This window comes from Flavobacterium sp. FlaQc-28 (assembly GCF_044007415.1).
Classification (GTDB): Bacteria; Bacteroidota; Bacteroidia; order Flavobacteriales; family Flavobacteriaceae; genus Flavobacterium.
Genome location: NZ_JBIPCM010000002.1, coordinates 129,045 through 145,498, shown reverse-complemented (window position 1 = coordinate 145,498; position 16,454 = coordinate 129,045). Strand labels below are relative to the sequence as shown.

Genomic DNA, 16,454 nt, shown 5'->3' with positions numbered 1-16,454 from the left:
AAATTCAAAAATACAATTATGACTTTAAATCTAAATAGTATTTATATGAAACCCTATTTTTTTAATGATGAACCATGAAAAATAGTATACCAACATTTTGAAAACAGAATATCGACAGTTGGTCAAGTAAAAGTGAGCGTTCATCAAAACCGAAAAAAAAGCTTGGAATCTGCCCCTACATTTGCAATGAATTTAAACACAAAATCATCATGCAAAAAATCATCTTATTACTAGTCCTTATTACATTTAACCTATCATCTGCTCAAACAAAAAAGAAACAAATCCTGCTCATTGGAACTTTTCATTTTGCAAATCCAGGAAATGATGTTGCCAAAATAAAAACATTTAATGTTATGTCTGAAAAAAGTCAAAAAGAGCTTGAAACCATGAGCGACAAAATCAAGAAATTTGGCCCAGACAAAATTTTTGTTGAATGGAGATTCACCAAACAAGCTGAATTAGATAAGTTTTACAATAAAAACACTGACAGTCTTTTCAAAAAAGATGCAAACGAAATTACCCAATTGGCACTTCGCACAGCGAAAAAACTAAATCACAAAAAACTATACGCAATTGATTACCGCACTCCTTTTCCTTACGATAGTTTAATGATGAGTATGGAAAAAGCGGATCAAAAGGATTTGATGGAGAAGACTAAAAACATGATGGCACAATATCAGAACGAACAAAATGAGAGAATTTCAAAAAGCACTTTAACAGAACTTATGCTTTATTTCAACGAAAAAGAAACGGACAAAGATAACTTACAATGGTACTTAGAAGTAGCAAACAGAACTGGAAAACCAGATGATTTTACAGGTGCTTCCTTAGTGACAAATTGGTACAAACGAAACTTATATATGTATTCTTTAATCCAAAAGCTAACTGAAAGCAAAGATGATAAAATAATGGTTCTAGTTGGCGGCGGACATGCTGCGATGTTCAGACAGCTTATTGAAAACGATCCAACGTTTGAACTTGTAGACTTATCGACTGTTTTGAAGTAAACTTTTTTTGCCGCAAAGTTTTTACCAAGGAATTATAAATACAAACGCAAAGTTCGCAAAGCTGTATGGATACAGCTTTGCGAACTTTGCGTTTATAAAAAGATTGTATTTTTTAAATATAGCCTGCGGTTTCAACCGCATGGACACAATGCACATCACAATCTGTAACATCACGGAGCTTCCTCGTGGTTGAAACCACGAGCTATGTCGAAATACAATCCGTAAAATTTTATTGATTTAGCTTTGCTCCCGATAGCTATTGGGATTGCGTTTATAATGTCACAGATTAGCAAATATCTTAGCGCATTTTGCGGTAAAATTAAAAACAAAAAAAATCCCTCCGAAGTATCGGAGGGATTTTCTATATAAATTGATTTCTTATTTTAATTAAGAAAGAGCAGCTTTAACTTGGTCAGCAGCTTCTTGGAATTGAACTGCAGATAAGATTGGCATACCAGAGTTGTCAATTAATTCTTTTGCAATTTCAGCATTTGTTCCTTGCAAACGAACGATAATTGGCACATTGATAGCGTCTCCCATGTTTTTGTAAGCATCAACAACACCTTGAGCAACACGGTCACAACGAACAATTCCTCCGAAGATGTTAATTAAGATAGCTTTTACGTTTGGATCTTTCAGGATAATTCTGAAAGCAGTTTCAACACGTTTTGCATCTGCAGTTCCTCCTACGTCAAGGAAGTTAGCAGGCTCAAAACCAGCATATTTAATTAAATCCATAGTTGCCATTGCAAGACCAGCTCCGTTTACCATACATCCTACAGTACCGTCAAGATCAACATAGTTTAGACCAACTTCTTTAGCTTCAACTTCGATTGGATTCTCCTCACGGATATCTCTCATTTCAGCATACTTAGGTTGTCTGTATAAAGCGTTATCGTCAATGTTAACTTTAGCATCAACAGCTAAAATTTTATTGTCAGATGTTTTTAAAACTGGGTTGATTTCAAACATTGAAGCATCAGAACCAATGTAAGCATTGTAAAGTACGTCGATGAATTTAACCATTTCTTTGAAAGCATTTCCAGAAAGACCTAAGTTAAAGGCAATTCTTCTTGCTTGGAAACCTTGTAATCCAACAGATGGATCGATTTCTTCAGTAAAGATCAAGTGTGGAGTGTGCTCAGCAACTTCTTCGATATCCATTCCACCTTCAGTAGAATACATAATCATGTTACGACCTGTACCTCTATTCAATAAAACAGAAACATAAAATTCAGAAGTTTCGCTTTCACCTGGATAGTAAACATCTTCTGCAACTAAAACTTTGTTTACTTTTTTACCTTCAGCAGATGTCTGAGGCGTAATTAATTGCATTCCGATGATTTGTCCAGCGATTTCTTCAACTTGTTGCAAGTTTTTAGCCAACTTAACTCCACCACCTTTTCCACGACCACCTGCGTGAATTTGTGCTTTAATAACATGCCATCCTGTACCAGTTTCGGCAGTTAATTGTTTTGCAGCAGCTACAGCTTCAACCGCATTGTTAGCCACAATTCCGCGTTGAATGCGTACTCCGTAACTTGCTAAAATTTCTTTTCCTTGATATTCGTGTATGTTCATAATATAGAATTTGTCTGGTTCTGAATTTATTTCAGAATAAAAGTGCGACAAAAGTAGCAAAATTCAACTTAATAGTAAAATCTTTTTCAATTAAAAAACACCTCAAATAGGTATTATAGGATTATTCTTTTTCAAAGCAAACAAATCGTTACCGAAACACTTTGTTAATGTTAACTTAAAATCACTATATCGTTTGAGATTTAACAAAAAATTCACCGAATTCAGTAGCTCAACGACGATTTTTCTTAATATATTTTAAAGTGCATTGTCATTTTATCATTTCGCAATGGTCAATATAACATTATTATCAATTAAGAAGCGTTTTTCTATTATTACAACAAAAATGTAAGTCAATTTATAATTTCAATACATTATGTTTAACGAAATCTTTATTTTTGTAGAAAAAATATCAAGAATGAAAGTTAAAGAACAAGGGCTTTATTTGCCTGAATTTGAACACGACAATTGTGGTGCAGGATTTATTTGTAATTTGAATGGTATTAAATCAAACGATATTATTCACAAAGCATTAGACATCTTAATTAAATTGGAACATCGTGGTGCCGTTAGTTCTGATGGAAGAACTGGAGACGGAGCAGGGATTTTGTTTGATATCCCTCATGATTTTTTTAAGAAAGTTTGTGACTTTGAAATCCCAGAAGCGCGTGAGTATGCAGTAGGAATGGTTTTTTTACCAAAAAGCAAAAACCAGGTTTCTTTTTGTATTAATGCATTTGAAGCAACTATCAAAGATCAAAACTTAAAAGTTTTAGGTTGGAGAGATGTGCCTGTTGACGTTGAAAATTTAGGGCAGATCGCCGCAGAAAAAGAACCAACAGTTAAGCAAGTTTTCGTTTCAAAAAACGGTCAAGATTTAACTGAACAAGAATTTAATGCAAAACTTTTTGCAGCTAGAAAAATTGCTGAACATGCCGTAAGAGGATCTAAAACCTCTGAAAGTCATATGTTTTATTTTACTAGTTTATCGACAACTACTATAATATATAAAGGTCTATTGATGCCGGAAGACATCAGCCGTTATTATATAGATTTGAAAGATCCAGACTTGGTGACTCGTTTAGCACTTGTACACCAGCGTTTCTCTACAAATACATTCCCATCTTGGGACTTAGCTCAACCGTTTAGATACATGTGTCATAATGGTGAGATCAACACACTTCGTGGAAACGTAAGCCGTATGCGTGCTCGTGAAGAGCTTATGCAGAGCAAAGTTTTTGGCGATGATATCAAAAAATTATTCCCAATTATCTTAGAAGGAAAATCAGATTCTGCTTCTATGGATATGGTGGTTGAACTTTTATTAATGACTGGTCGTTCTCTTCCAGAGGCAATGATGATGGTTGTTCCTGAAGCTTGGGAAAAACACCAAACCATGTCTCCAGAAAAAAGAGCTTTCTATGAATACAATGCTTGTATCATGGAGCCTTGGGATGGTCCAGCTTCTATTCCGTTTACAGATGGAAACGTAATTGGAGCTTTATTAGACAGAAACGGATTGCGTCCTTCTCGTTACACATTAACACACAGCGGTTTCGTAATCATGTCGTCAGAAATTGGTGTATTAGATATCGATCCAGAAGATGTAATTCAGCACGGACGTCTTGAACCAGGAAAAATGTTCCTGGTTGACATGAACGAAGGTCGTATTATAGAAGACGAAGAAGTAAAAAAATCAATCGTTACAAAACGTCCATACCAAGAATGGTTAGATGCTAACTTATTGCCTCTTGCTAAAGTTCCTTATACCAACAACCCTACTCCTGTTGAAAAACTAGATTTTTTAACTAGACAGCGTTTATTTGGTTACACCATTGAAGATTTAAAAACAATCATCAACCCAATGGGAGGTCAAGGAGCTGAAGCAATCAGTTCTATGGGTAACGATACACCATTGGCAGTATTATCAGACCAGCCTCAATTGTTGTACAACTATTTCAAACAATTGTTTGCTCAGGTTACTAACCCGCCTTTAGATGGTATTCGTGAAGAAATCATTACCGATATTAGTTTAGCGATTGGTGGAGATTTCAATATTTTTGAAATCGAGTCAAAACAATGTAAAAAACTAAAAATCCAAAATCCAGTTATTTCTAACGAGGATTTAGATAAAATTAGAAATATTGACCACGCAGATTTCAAATCGGCTACTATTTCAACTCTATATAAAATAGAAAAAGGAGTTAACGGTTTAGAGCGTGCGCTTGAAAAATGTGTTCAGGCAACTTTCAAAGCTGTAAATGAAGGATGTAATGTTATCATTCTTTCTGATAGAGGTGTAAGCGAAGAATTAGCTCCAATTCCAATGTTATTGGCTTGCTCTTACATTCACCACTCTTTAAACATTTTACAAGTTCGTTCTAAATTTGGAATTATAATCGAATCTGCTGAACCACGCGAACCTCATCATTTTGCTTTATTATTCGGATACGGTGCAAGTGCAATCAATCCGTACATGGTAAACGAAATCATTTACGATCAAGTTGCGCAAGGTTTCATCACTGGAGTAAAAGCAGATTACGCTGTAGTTAACTACAACAAAGCGATTGCAAAAGGAATCGTGAAAATCATGAACAAAATTGGTATCTCTACTTTACATTCATATAGAGCTGCTCAGATTTTCGAGATTTTAGGTTTAAACAAAACATTCACCTCTAAATACTTCCCTTACACGCCATCAAGAATTGAAGGAATTGGTTTAATGGAAGTGGAGAAAGAAGTAAAAAAACGTTTCCAAAAAGCTTTCCCAAATTCAAAAGTGGCAAGTTTGCTTTCTCTTGAAATTGGAGGTATTTACAGATGGAGACGTGGCGGTGAAAAACACATGTTTAACCCAACCACTATTTCTAAATTACAACAAGCGGTTCGTTTAAACAGCCCAGAAAGTTATAAAGAATACTCAAATGCCGTTAACGAGCAAAGCTCAAACTTAATGACCATTAGAGGTTTATTTGAATTCAACAACTTAGATCCAATTTCTATTGACGAAGTAGAACCTTGGACAGAAATTGTAAAAAAATTCAAAACGGGTGCAATGTCTTACGGATCTATTTCTAGAGAAGCACACGAGAATTTAGCGATTGCAATGAACAGAATCGGCGGAAAAAGTAACTCTGGAGAAGGTGGAGAAGATCCAAAACGTTTCCAGAAAGAAATTAACGGAGATTCTAGAAACTCTGCAATTAAGCAAGTTGCGTCAGGACGTTTTGGTGTTTCGATCAACTATTTGACAAACGCTAAAGAAATCCAAATTAAAATGGCTCAGGGAGCAAAACCTGGTGAAGGTGGACAGTTACCTGGAGAAAAAGTAGTGCCTTGGATTGCTGAAACTAGAAACTCTACACCTTATGTAGGTTTGATTTCACCTCCGCCTCACCACGATATTTACTCAATTGAGGATTTATCTCAGTTGATTTATGACTTAAAAAATGCAAACCGTGAAGCGCGCGTAAACGTAAAATTAGTTTCTGAAGTTGGAGTTGGAACCATCGCTGCCGGTGTTGCCAAAGCAAAAGCTGACGTAATCTTAATTTCTGGTTATGACGGAGGAACGGGAGCCGCACCATTAACATCTTTACAGCACACAGGTATTCCATGGGAACTTGGTTTAGCTGAAGCACAGCAGACTTTGATCTTAAATGACTTAAGAAGCCGTGTAGTTTTAGAGTGTGACGGACAGTTAAAAACAGGTCGTGACGTAGCTATCGCAGCTTTATTAGGAGCTGAAGAATTTGGTTTTGCAACGGCACCGCTTGTAGCTTCTGGATGTATCATGATGAGAGCTTGTCACTTAAATACTTGCCCAGTTGGTATTGCAACTCAGGATCCTGAATTGAGAAAAAATTTCAAAGGAACTCCAGAGCACGTAATCAACTTCATGTATTTTATTGCTGAAGAATTAAGAGAAATCATGGCACAGTTAGGTTTCAGAACTTTAAAAGAAATGGTTGGTCAGTCACAAAAATTAAATGTGAACAAAGCGATCAAACATTACAAAGCAAATGGTTTAGATTTATCACCAATTCTATACAAACCAGAAAAAGCGAAAACACAGCCAAATCACAATACAACTCAACAAGATCACCAACTTGAAAACGTATTAGATTTTGACATTATCAAAGAAGCGATTCCATCTATCTATAGAAAAGAGAAAACAAGAGTAACCTTTAAAATTAAAAATACAGACCGTTCTGTAGGTGCGATTTTGAGTAATGAAATCTCAAAAATTTATGGCGCACAAGGATTACCTGATGACACTATTTTAGTTGATTTTGAAGGTTCTGCCGGACAAAGTTTTGGTGCTTTTGCAACAAACGGATTGTCGTTTAAAATTCACGGAAACTGTAATGATTACTTAGGAAAAGGGCTGTCTGGAGGAAAACTAATTGTAAAAGTACCTCCTACTGCAACCTTCAAACCTGAAGACAATATCATTATTGGAAACGTTGCCCTTTACGGAGCTATTACCGGAGAGGCTTATATTAATGGAATGGCCGGAGAGCGTTTCTGTGTGAGAAATTCTGGAGCAACAGCAGTTGTTGAAGGAATTGGAGATCACGGTTGCGAGTACATGACCGGTGGTACAGTAGTAGTTTTAGGAAAAACAGGAAGAAACTTCGCAGCTGGTATGAGCGGTGGTGTAGCTTATGTTTACGATCCAAATAAAAAATTCGACTCAACAGTTTGTAACATGGAAATGGTTGCATTCGATCCATTGGAAGAAGAAGACGTTACAAAACTAAGACGATTGATCAAAAATCATTCATTGTACACCAGCAGTCCATTAGCAAAAAGAATTTTAGCAGACTGGGAAAATCAACAACAGCACTTCGTAAAAGTAATGCCAACTGATTATAAGAAAGCATTAAAAAGAATTGCAGAAGAAAAACAAATAGAAGAATTAATAGCTTAATTAAAAGGTTCTGAGATACAAAGATGCAGAGGTGCTAAGTTTTTCAACTCACCTCTCCCATTTTACAACTCACAACTAAATTTTATTAAAAATGTCATGGGTAAAATAGGCGGATTTAAAGAATATAACAGAGCCGACGAAAGTAATTTAGCAGTAGCAGAACGTGTTTCGAACTACAACGAATTTACTATTCCGTTAGCAAAAGATAAAGTAAAAGAACAAGGTTCAAGATGTATGGATTGTGGTATTCCTTTTTGCCACAGTGGTTGTCCGTTAGGAAATTTAATTCCTGACTTCAACGACATGGTACATCAGGAAGAATGGCAAAGTGCATTGGAGATTTTACAATCGACTAATAACTTTCCAGAATTCACAGGGCGTTTATGCCCTGCTCCATGCGAAAAAGCATGTGTATTAGGAATTATAAAAGATCCTGTATCAATCGAAAACATCGAGAAAAACATTGTTGAAATTGGTTTTGCAGAAGGTTGGATCAAACCACAAACTCCAAAAACAAGAACAGGAAAAACAGTTGCTGTTATTGGTTCTGGACCTGCGGGACTTGCAGCGGCGCAGCAATTAAACAGAGCGGGTCATACCGTTACCGTTTTTGAAAGAGATAATGCAATTGGAGGTTTATTACGTTACGGAATTCCAAATTTCAAATTAGAAAAAGGAATTATCGACAGACGTGTAGCTATTCTTGAAGCTGAAGGGATCACTTTCAAAACTGATGTAAACGTTGGTGTAAATTTCAGTGTTGAAGAATTAAACGCATTTGATTCTATCGTTTTATGCGGTGGAGCAACAGAAAGAAGAAGTTTGCCAACTAAAGGAATCGAAAGTAAAGGTGTTGTTCAGGCAATGGATTTCTTAACTCAACAAACTAAAGTTTTATTTGGAGAATCAATTCCAGATCAAGTTAAAGCAACTGGTAAAGATGTAATCGTTATTGGTGGTGGAGATACTGGTTCTGACTGTATCGGAACTTCAAACAGACACGGAGCTAAATCGGTAACTAACTTTGAGATTTTACCAAAACCTCCAGTTGGAAGAAGCGAGTCAACTCCTTGGCCTTTCTGGCCGTTGCAGTTAAAAACATCTTCTTCTCACGAAGAAGGCTGCGACAGAAACTGGTTGATCAACACTAAAGAATTCATTTCTAACGATAAAGGCGAATTAACCGGATTAAAAACGGTTGAAGTGCAATGGAAAATGACTCCAGGTCAACGCCCTGAATTAATCGAAAAAGAAGGTTCTGAAAAAATCTGGCCTTGCGATTTAGCTTTATTGGCTCTTGGATTTACAGGTCCAGAAAAAACTTTAAGCGAACAATTAGGAATCGAAACTGATTTTAGAAGCAACTACAAAGCACATAATTATCAGACAAACGTTCCTCACATTTTCACTGCAGGTGATATGAGAAGAGGACAATCATTAATCGTGTGGGCTATTTCAGAAGGTCGCGAAGCAGCAAGAGAGGTAGATTTGTTCCTTATGGGCTCTACCAACCTGCCTACTAAAGGAAGAGGAGATTTACCGAGTCTTTAATTTAAAGGTTCTGAGAAACTAAGGTGGTAAGATTCTAAGTTTTTTTTCTTAGCATTTTATTAAATCTTTATTCTGATAAACAACATAACTACTAACAAACCCTTGAATTTATATTCAGGGGTTTTGTTTTTTTTAGCCACTCCCGATAGCTATCGGGATTTACAGATTTAAAGGTTTTTTTTGTTTGCCACGACCCGAGCGATAGCGAATAGGCGAAGCAATTACACGAATTTTCATTCTTGGCTGGTTTCTATTTCAAACATAGCCCGTGGTTGAAACCACGGGAACACAATATTATGATATCGTTCAATCCGTAACGTTTCCCGTGGTTGAAACCACGGTCTATGCTGTCACATTCTGCGAAAAATAAAATTAAAAATTCGTGTAAATTCGTGTAATTCGTAGCTAAAAAACTTACTATATTAGTATTCTAAAATCTTACAACCTCAGAAAAGGTTACAAAAACTCAAAATAAGCAACTTTTTGTTCAAAATTAAACAATTTGTTACAATTTGTTATTTTTCTACAATTTATTTGCTGGTAATCAAAAGTGTAATAACTTTGCTCAAAATGATTTAAAAATGCAAGCAAAAGATTTACTGCAGTTAGCAGACCAATTTGGAAGTCCATTGTATGTTTACGATGCCGAAAAAATCCAATCTCAGTACAACAGATTAACTAAAGCTTTCTCTAAGGTAGAAAACTTGAGAGTTAATTACGCCATGAAGGCATTGTCTAACGTTGCGATTCTTCAGTTATTAAAGAACATGGGGTCTGGCTTAGATACTGTATCAATTCAGGAAGTTCAGTTAGGACTTCATGCTGGCTATGAACCCGAAAAGATTTTCTTTACACCAAACGGCGTTTCTCTTGAAGAAATCGAAGAAGTTGCCGCAATGGGAGTACAAATCAATATCGACAATTTATCTATTTTAGAGCAATTCGGAACAAAACATCCACATATTCCAGTATGTATTCGTATCAATCCACACGTAATGGCGGGCGGAAATGCTAACATTTCGGTTGGACATATTGATAGTAAATTCGGAATTTCTGTTCACCAGATTCCGCATATCTTGCGAATTGTCGAAAACACAAAAATGCACATTGTGGGTATTCACATGCACACAGGATCTGATATTTTAGATATCGAAGTATTCTTGTATGCTGCTGAAATCTTGTTCGATACCGCTAAACATTTCAAAGAATTACAATTCTTAGATTTCGGAAGCGGATTCAAAGTTCCTTACAAAAAAGACGATATCGAAACAGACATCGAAGAATTAGGTAAAAAATTATCTAAAAGATTCAACGCTTTCTGTACAGAATACGGCAGAGATTTAACGTTGATTTTCGAACCAGGAAAATTCTTGGTGAGCGAAGCAGGTCATTTCTTAGTAAAAGTAAACGTAGTAAAACAAACAACATCAACAGTTTTCGCTGGAGTAGACAGTGGTTTCAACCACTTAATTCGCCCAATGTTGTACGGATCTTCACACCATATCGAAAACATCTCAAACCCAAAAGGAAAAGAGCGTTTTTACTCTGTTGTAGGATACATTTGCGAAACAGATACTTTCGCCAACAACCGCAGAATTCAGGAAATTACTGAGGGCGACATTTTATCTTTCAGAAATGCTGGAGCTTATTGTTTCTCAATGTCTTCAAACTACAATTCAAGATACAAACCAGCCGAAGTTTTATGGATGAACGGACAAGGAATCTTGATTCGTCAAGCTGAAACATTTGAAGATTTACTTAAAAATCAAATTCCATTGCCACAAGAAATTGCTGCAACAGTTTAAAATAAAAAAAAAAGAGAATATCTATTTAATCCCGTTTCTTAATTGAGATGGGATTTTTTTTGCTTTTATTTCACGCAGATCTACGCAGATTTTTCTATTTATTATAATTGTCAGGCTGAGCGAAGTCGAAGCCCGCGCAAAGTAACCACAATATTTGTCATTTCGACCGAAGGAGACTCGAGCGATAGCGAACAGGCGAAGCAAATCTTCGCAAGAAAATCCGCAAAAAAAATCAACACAAACGCAAAGCAACCATCAAGTTTGTCATTTCGACGTAAGGAGAAATCTTAGCAAGAAACTCCACCCCTAATATGAACATTGCTATTTTCTATTACTCTTCTAGAATTTAGACTTTTTTAAGAAACTTATCATCGATTTCATCTAGAAATTCAAAAGCATCGAGAGGAAAAAGCTGGTGCACAACTTCTAAAATTAAAGACAAATTTATAGTTGTTCTTATATCAGTTTCTGAAATTTTATGTACGTCGTTATCCACGCCTAAAATACATAGTTTCAGCATTTCGTTAATAGCGCTGCCAAGCTCATAGTAACTTGAAAACGTAACTTTAGCAACATACTGCTCATTTTCTTTATTAGCCGATTTTAGAGTTTCAAAATAATAACGCATTAATTTTTTAAATTTCTCTTCATTTTCCATTTCATTTTTTTTCATTGACATTTGATTTCTTGTGTGTATTTTTAAGCATTATTTTATTTTATAATTCCATAATTTTAAAGTAAGAAAAATTGTATTTTTACTCCTCGCAAGTAATCAATAGATTTTCGGGTAATCGACAAATGCTAATTGTATCTTACAAAGTATTTTTGTTTTTTACAACGATCAAAAAAAATCTAATAATTTTTAAATATCTTTGAGCTATGACTACAACAGCAAAACCAAAACATATTGGAAGAAACATAAGCCGAATTAGAGAGCTTAGAGGTATGAAACAAGAGGCACTCGCTTTTGCAATTGGTGTTACTCAGCAAACTGTATCAAATATTGAAGGAAGTGAAACCATTGACGAAGAAAAACTAGATGCTATTGCAGAAGTTTTAGGTGTTTCGGCAGAAGCTATAAAAAATTATAGTGACGAAGCTGTATTTAATATTATTGGAAACACGATCAATAATAATGATAATGCATCAATGAACTCAAATATTCAATACCAACCAACATTCAATCCAGTAGATAAATTAATTGAATCTTATGACGAAAACAAAAAGCTTTACGAACGTTTGGTTCAGGCTGAAAAAGACAAAGTAGAATATTTAGAAAAATTACTAAAAGGAAAATAATTCCTCAACAATACATTTTATGAAAGCACAAATATCTTTTTATTTTGTGCTTTTTTTGTGCACAACCAAAATTTCAATCCAAACTTTAAACCTATGAAATTAAATCTACTCACATTATTTTTTGTCTTATCAGTAAGTTTTATTTATTCTCAAAAAACAATCAAAATAATTTTAGACCCAAAAATAAAAGCGTTGGCTCTTGAAAATATAAATACAACAAACAACGGATCACAATATGCGATAGATTCGATTTATGGAACAGTTTATAGAGGAAAAAATATGGTTGAAGACACTATATTTTATGATCATCTAAAAAATGATTTTACAAAAAAAGATTTTATGTGCAATCATTATTACGAAAATGATACACTTATTATTAAAGGTGGTTTTGGCAGTAGATTTTAGGTTTACGGTTTCGTTGCAAAAGTATTTCCAAATAAAACCGCAGAAATAAAATTGCGCAAATTTTGGGGTTATCCCTCTTATTTTACAAGTAGAGACCAGGTAGATGCTAAAAGCGAAATACTTGTTTATACAAGAACTTCAAAACTTGTTCTCAACAGATTACCTAACAATAAATCTGATCGTAAACATATTTATGGCTGTGTCGATTTTTTAAGCGAAGATTTTTTTGTTGAAATGAAAGACAAAAAAACTGGAGAACCTTACAGAGAAAAAAACACAATGGAATACAAGATTTATTTTGACAGCAGGTATCTCAAAGATGATGAATAACACAACCATTTTACTTCTGCAGTAAAATAATAGAACTAAACAAATCAAACCACCAAATCCATGAAAATCACGATTTCCTTATCAATATTTTCCCTACTGCTTACAACCAATATATTCAGTCAAACCATCACAGACTTAAAACTAAAACCAAAAGAAATTCCAAAAACCTATACTTTAAGTGACGGCAATATTTGTGTAACACCTCAAGCCTGTACTTTTTACAATGATATAGAAACCTACAGCAATATTGTTGGAACTGTAAAAAGCAAAGCCATACAGAGTTTTAAAAGTAAAACAGATCGCGGTTCTATACTGTATTTTGAATTTGAACACGTTTTTAAAGGCGACCGTTTTCTGCAAGGATTATTATGGGGAAAAGACGGTCAGCCAACTAAAGAACATCCCGAAGAATATCTCGTAAAAGGAAAATTTCTAGTTATTTGGAGTTTGCATTCAGACAGTCCGCTAAAAGAAAAATCTGAAACTAAAATAGAGACACTTTTACAATAAAATCCTAATCAAAGCTTCATTTTAAATGATTAATTTTACGCGATAAAAAACAACAAAAATGAAACTACAAATACGAATTCTGCTTTATTCCATTTTATTCTTTTTATACCTTACCTCTACTCATTTTTTTCTATCACTTGGCGAAATATTAAAAACTGATCCTTACATAACTATGGGTTGTGGTTTTGCTGTTTTAAATAGTATTTATGCTTTTTTAGGATTAAAATGGAAACCGATGCTAAACATAATTTGTTCTATTGCCATTGCCTCTTTAGCATTATTTTTGGCGGTGCAGTTTGCCAATTTACATTTACTTTCAAATTATGATCCTTACTTAGTTAAAACAGCCATATTTACAAATGCTCTTTTATCTATTATTTTTTGGGAAATTGTGTATCAATTAAAGAATAGGAAACAATAACAATATTTCTATTGACTCAAGCTTAACTAGACCAATAAATAAGCACTGCGAAGCTTTAGTCAAATGAACACTCCTTATAAAATGAACCGAACAGAAACTCGAATAACCGATAAAGACATCCAAACCATAAAAAGTAAAGTAAAAAAAACGAAAGTCTTCATATTTGTATTTCTTTCATTTATTGCACTTTGGTCTTGGGGATTAAGTGATTTAGATACTTTGTTTTCGATATTCAATACCATCGTTTTTGTTATTATTCTCATAGCCCTCGTCGTGTTAGTACTTTCCTTAAAAAGATTAAAAGTAACAAGCAACGACCTCTCAGCACAAATTAAGATTGTAAACACTTTTAAGGTGATTGATAAATATTATACCTTAAAAAAAAGTAGGAATTATTTTATTGTATTTAATTCGAAAGATATACCTAAATATGAGGTTACAAAAAAAACCTATTCCCTAATAAATATTGATGACTTTATTGAAATCGAATATTCAAAATTTGCTTTCTGGATACTCAAAATTGAACATAATGGAAATGATATCGAGAATAAACAAAATATTCAATAACCAATAAAACAAAGTTTTTTCGTACGCAATTTTTTATATTCGCATTTTAAATTTTATCTAAGCCAATATGAAAATTAAACCTTTACTCCTTTTAGCAATACTTATTATTTCTTGCCAAACAACAAACCTTTTCTATAGCTCCAATGTGAATAATATGCAATAAAAGAATATCAACTTCTAAATTATTTAAATGTGAAAAATGCATTAGAAATTGCCAATCGTTTTAGAGAAATTATCCTTAACGGAACTTGGGTTGCAAATACCAATTACAAAGACCAGCTCGAAAAACTAGATTGGAAAATTGCCGTTACTCCTATTCAGAACTTAAATACAATAGCTATTCTGGCGCAGCATATACACTATTATATTGACGGAATTAATACTGTTTTTAAAGGCGGAACTCTAGACATAAAAGATAAATTCAGCTTTGACTTTCCTCCTATTTCTTCTTCCGAAGACTGGGAAATTTTTCTAGAGAAATTTTGGAGTTCTTCTGAAGAATTTGCCTCTTTTGTCGAACAAATGTCTGATGAAAAATTAGACCAGTTTTTTGCTGATGAAAAATACGGAACCTACAAAAGAAATATTGATGCTATGATTGAACATAGTTATTACCATTTAGGACAAATTGTTTTGATTAAAAAACTGCTGACAAAATAAGGTTTATTAAAAACTAAACGTTTTAATCCAGCCCCGATAAAGGCGATATTCTCGCAGAAATAAAGACGAAAGCGGGACTAAAGGTTCTTGTAAAAACATAAAGTTCTGCTCCTTAAAATAAATTAAAAAAAGGCATGGTTGTTGAAAATTAAATGAAATATATTTGCACTTTCAAAAAAATACTATGCAAAAAACTACTTTATTATTCTCTATATTCTTTCTGATTCTCTCATCGTGCGGCGTAAAAACAACTCAGGCCTTAATAAGCGATGGCAATTATGACGGTGCTATTGATCGCGCAGTTGAAGCTTTGAGAACAAAAAAAGATTCAAAAGGAAAACAAGATTATGTGTATTTACTAGAAGAAGCTTTTGCAAAAGCCAAAGAAAGAGATCTTCGTGATCTTGATTTAATGATTAAAGAAGCTACTCCTACTAATGCTGAACGTGTTTACAACACCTATTTACAATTGAATAACCGTCAGGAAAAAATAAGACCATTATTGCCTCTGCCACTATTAAAACAGGGAAAAAATGCTTCTTTTTCTTTTGATAACTACTCAAACCAAATTATAAGCAGTAAAATTGCTCTTACCAGATATTTATACGAAAATGCTTTGACTCTTTTAAAATCAAACAATAAACTTGATTATAGAAAAGCCTATGACGATTTAACGTATTTAGAAAACATCAGTCCAAACTATAAGAATGCTAAAAAACTAATGGAAGACGCACTGTTTAAAGGAACTGATTTTGTAGATGTTTATGCTAAAAATCAAACCAATATGGTGATTCCGAAAATGCTTCAAGACGATTTATTAGATTTTAAAACGTACGGACTAAATGATAAATGGACCGTTTATCACAGCGCCCGACAAAAAAATATTACTTACGATTACAGCTTAATAATCAATTTTAGACAAATAAATATTTCGCCAGAACAAATTAAGGAGAAAGAATTTATAAAAGAAAGACAGATTAAAGATGGCATGAAAACACTTTTAGACAGTCGAGGAAGACCTGTAAAAGACAGTTTGGGCAAGGAAATAAAAGTCGATAATTACAGAATGCTTCGCGCAAATGTTTACGAATTTAGACAATTTAAGTCTTGTCAAGTTACTGCAGTGGTAGATTATGTTGATGTAAGAACAAATCAATTACTACAGTCATTTCCTGTAACCAGCGAATATTTCTTTGAGAATATTTATTCGACTTACAAAGGCGACAGAAATGCCTGCGACGATAACTATATCAGTTATTTTACAAAACGCGCGATTCCTTTTCCTAACAACGAACAAATGGTTTATGATACCGGCGAAGATTTAAAAGCAAAAATTAAAGATATTATTGTTCGAAATAAATTCAGATAATAAGCCCATCTAATTCAAA

At 34.0% G+C, this 16,454-nt stretch carries 14 protein-coding genes; 12 read left to right on the top strand and 2 right to left on the bottom strand.

The window, feature by feature from the left end; translation table 11 throughout:
- Positions 1-209 precede the first annotated feature (209 nt).
- Positions 210-1,007: a DUF5694 domain-containing protein gene (locus ACHRVL_RS06495; protein WP_395411271.1), complete on the top strand. Its 798-nt coding sequence runs from the start codon at positions 210-212 to the stop codon at positions 1,005-1,007.
- Between the two features lie 387 nt (positions 1,008-1,394).
- On the opposite strand, the gene sucC is transcribed toward ACHRVL_RS06495, so the two are convergent.
- Positions 1,395-2,588 (bottom strand): ADP-forming succinate--CoA ligase subunit beta, encoded by a 1,194-nt coding sequence (gene sucC, locus ACHRVL_RS06490; protein ID WP_395411269.1) that lies wholly within the window; start codon positions 2,586-2,588, stop codon positions 1,395-1,397.
- Positions 2,589-3,003: 415 nt separating this feature from the next.
- On the opposite strand from sucC, the gene gltB reads away from it, so the two are divergent.
- The 3 genes from gltB to lysA all read left to right on the top strand — a co-directional run bounded on the left by gltB (position 3,004) and on the right by lysA (position 10,874).
- Entirely contained in the window at positions 3,004-7,518 is a 4,515-nt protein-coding gene (gene gltB / locus ACHRVL_RS06485) for a glutamate synthase large subunit (protein ID WP_395411267.1), read from the top strand.
- A gap of 96 nt (positions 7,519-7,614) precedes the next feature.
- The gene (locus ACHRVL_RS06480; protein ID WP_395411266.1) at positions 7,615-9,069 is read left to right on the top strand and encodes a glutamate synthase subunit beta; all 1,455 of its coding nucleotides are present in this window, start codon (positions 7,615-7,617) and stop codon (positions 9,067-9,069) included.
- 512 nt (positions 9,070-9,581) lie between these two features.
- Complete coding sequence (gene lysA / locus ACHRVL_RS06475) at positions 9,582-10,874, top strand: diaminopimelate decarboxylase (protein WP_256371702.1); 1,293 nt, start codon at positions 9,582-9,584, stop codon at positions 10,872-10,874.
- Between the two features lie 346 nt (positions 10,875-11,220).
- Here the strand turns inward: lysA and ACHRVL_RS06470 are convergent, their stop codons facing one another.
- A complete protein-coding gene (locus ACHRVL_RS06470) occupies positions 11,221-11,547 on the bottom strand; it encodes a hypothetical protein (RefSeq protein ID WP_395411264.1) in 327 nt (108 codons plus the stop codon).
- Positions 11,548-11,753: 206 nt separating this feature from the next.
- Between ACHRVL_RS06470 and ACHRVL_RS06465 the strand changes: the two genes are divergently transcribed.
- The 8 genes from ACHRVL_RS06465 to ACHRVL_RS06430 all read left to right on the top strand — a co-directional run bounded on the left by ACHRVL_RS06465 (position 11,754) and on the right by ACHRVL_RS06430 (position 16,435).
- Positions 11,754-12,173, top strand: a complete 420-nt coding sequence (locus tag ACHRVL_RS06465; protein ID WP_395411262.1) for a helix-turn-helix domain-containing protein — start codon at positions 11,754-11,756, stop codon at positions 12,171-12,173.
- A 93-nt stretch (positions 12,174-12,266) separates the two neighbouring features.
- Positions 12,267-12,578: a hypothetical protein gene (locus ACHRVL_RS06460; protein WP_395411261.1), complete on the top strand. Its 312-nt coding sequence runs from the start codon at positions 12,267-12,269 to the stop codon at positions 12,576-12,578.
- Positions 12,579-12,629: 51 nt separating this feature from the next.
- On the top strand, positions 12,630-12,908 hold the full coding sequence (locus ACHRVL_RS06455; protein WP_395411259.1) for a hypothetical protein: 279 nt from the start codon (positions 12,630-12,632) through the stop codon (positions 12,906-12,908).
- A gap of 60 nt (positions 12,909-12,968) precedes the next feature.
- Positions 12,969-13,418: a hypothetical protein gene (locus tag ACHRVL_RS06450; protein ID WP_395411257.1), complete on the top strand. Its 450-nt coding sequence runs from the start codon at positions 12,969-12,971 to the stop codon at positions 13,416-13,418.
- Positions 13,419-13,476: 58 nt separating this feature from the next.
- Complete coding sequence (locus ACHRVL_RS06445; RefSeq protein WP_395411255.1) at positions 13,477-13,839, top strand: hypothetical protein; 363 nt, start codon at positions 13,477-13,479, stop codon at positions 13,837-13,839.
- A gap of 81 nt (positions 13,840-13,920) precedes the next feature.
- The gene (locus ACHRVL_RS06440; RefSeq protein WP_395411253.1) at positions 13,921-14,406 is read left to right on the top strand and encodes a hypothetical protein; all 486 of its coding nucleotides are present in this window, start codon (positions 13,921-13,923) and stop codon (positions 14,404-14,406) included.
- 192 nt (positions 14,407-14,598) lie between these two features.
- Positions 14,599-15,066 carry a DUF1572 domain-containing protein gene (locus ACHRVL_RS06435; RefSeq protein ID WP_395411252.1) on the top strand — a complete coding sequence of 156 codons (468 nt, stop codon included), beginning with the start codon at positions 14,599-14,601 and terminating at the stop codon, positions 15,064-15,066.
- Positions 15,067-15,250: 184 nt separating this feature from the next.
- Positions 15,251-16,435 carry a hypothetical protein gene (locus ACHRVL_RS06430; protein ID WP_395411249.1) on the top strand — a complete coding sequence of 395 codons (1,185 nt, stop codon included), beginning with the start codon at positions 15,251-15,253 and terminating at the stop codon, positions 16,433-16,435.
- Positions 16,436-16,454 lie beyond the last annotated feature (19 nt).

Excerpts from the sequence above, each read along its gene's own strand:
- gltB (WP_395411267.1), top strand. The coding sequence starts at position 3,004 with ATGAAAGTTAAAGAACAAGGGCTTTATTTGCCTGAATTTGAACACGAC.
- ACHRVL_RS06430 (WP_395411249.1), top strand. The coding sequence starts at position 15,251 with ATGCAAAAAACTACTTTATTATTCTCTATATTCTTTCTGATTCTCTCA.
- ACHRVL_RS06480 (WP_395411266.1), top strand. The coding sequence starts at position 7,615 with ATGGGTAAAATAGGCGGATTTAAAGAATATAACAGAGCCGACGAAAGT.
- ACHRVL_RS06465 (WP_395411262.1), top strand. The coding sequence starts at position 11,754 with ATGACTACAACAGCAAAACCAAAACATATTGGAAGAAACATAAGCCGA.
- ACHRVL_RS06450 (WP_395411257.1), top strand. The coding sequence starts at position 12,969 with ATGAAAATCACGATTTCCTTATCAATATTTTCCCTACTGCTTACAACC.
- ACHRVL_RS06495 (WP_395411271.1), top strand. The coding sequence starts at position 210 with ATGCAAAAAATCATCTTATTACTAGTCCTTATTACATTTAACCTATCA.
- ACHRVL_RS06440 (WP_395411253.1), top strand. The coding sequence starts at position 13,921 with ATGAACCGAACAGAAACTCGAATAACCGATAAAGACATCCAAACCATA.
- ACHRVL_RS06460 (WP_395411261.1), top strand. The coding sequence starts at position 12,267 with ATGAAATTAAATCTACTCACATTATTTTTTGTCTTATCAGTAAGTTTT.
- ACHRVL_RS06470 (WP_395411264.1), bottom strand. The coding sequence starts at position 11,547 with ATGAAAAAAAATGAAATGGAAAATGAAGAGAAATTTAAAAAATTAATG.
- sucC (WP_395411269.1), bottom strand. The coding sequence starts at position 2,588 with ATGAACATACACGAATATCAAGGAAAAGAAATTTTAGCAAGTTACGGA.
- ACHRVL_RS06445 (WP_395411255.1), top strand. The coding sequence starts at position 13,477 with ATGAAACTACAAATACGAATTCTGCTTTATTCCATTTTATTCTTTTTA.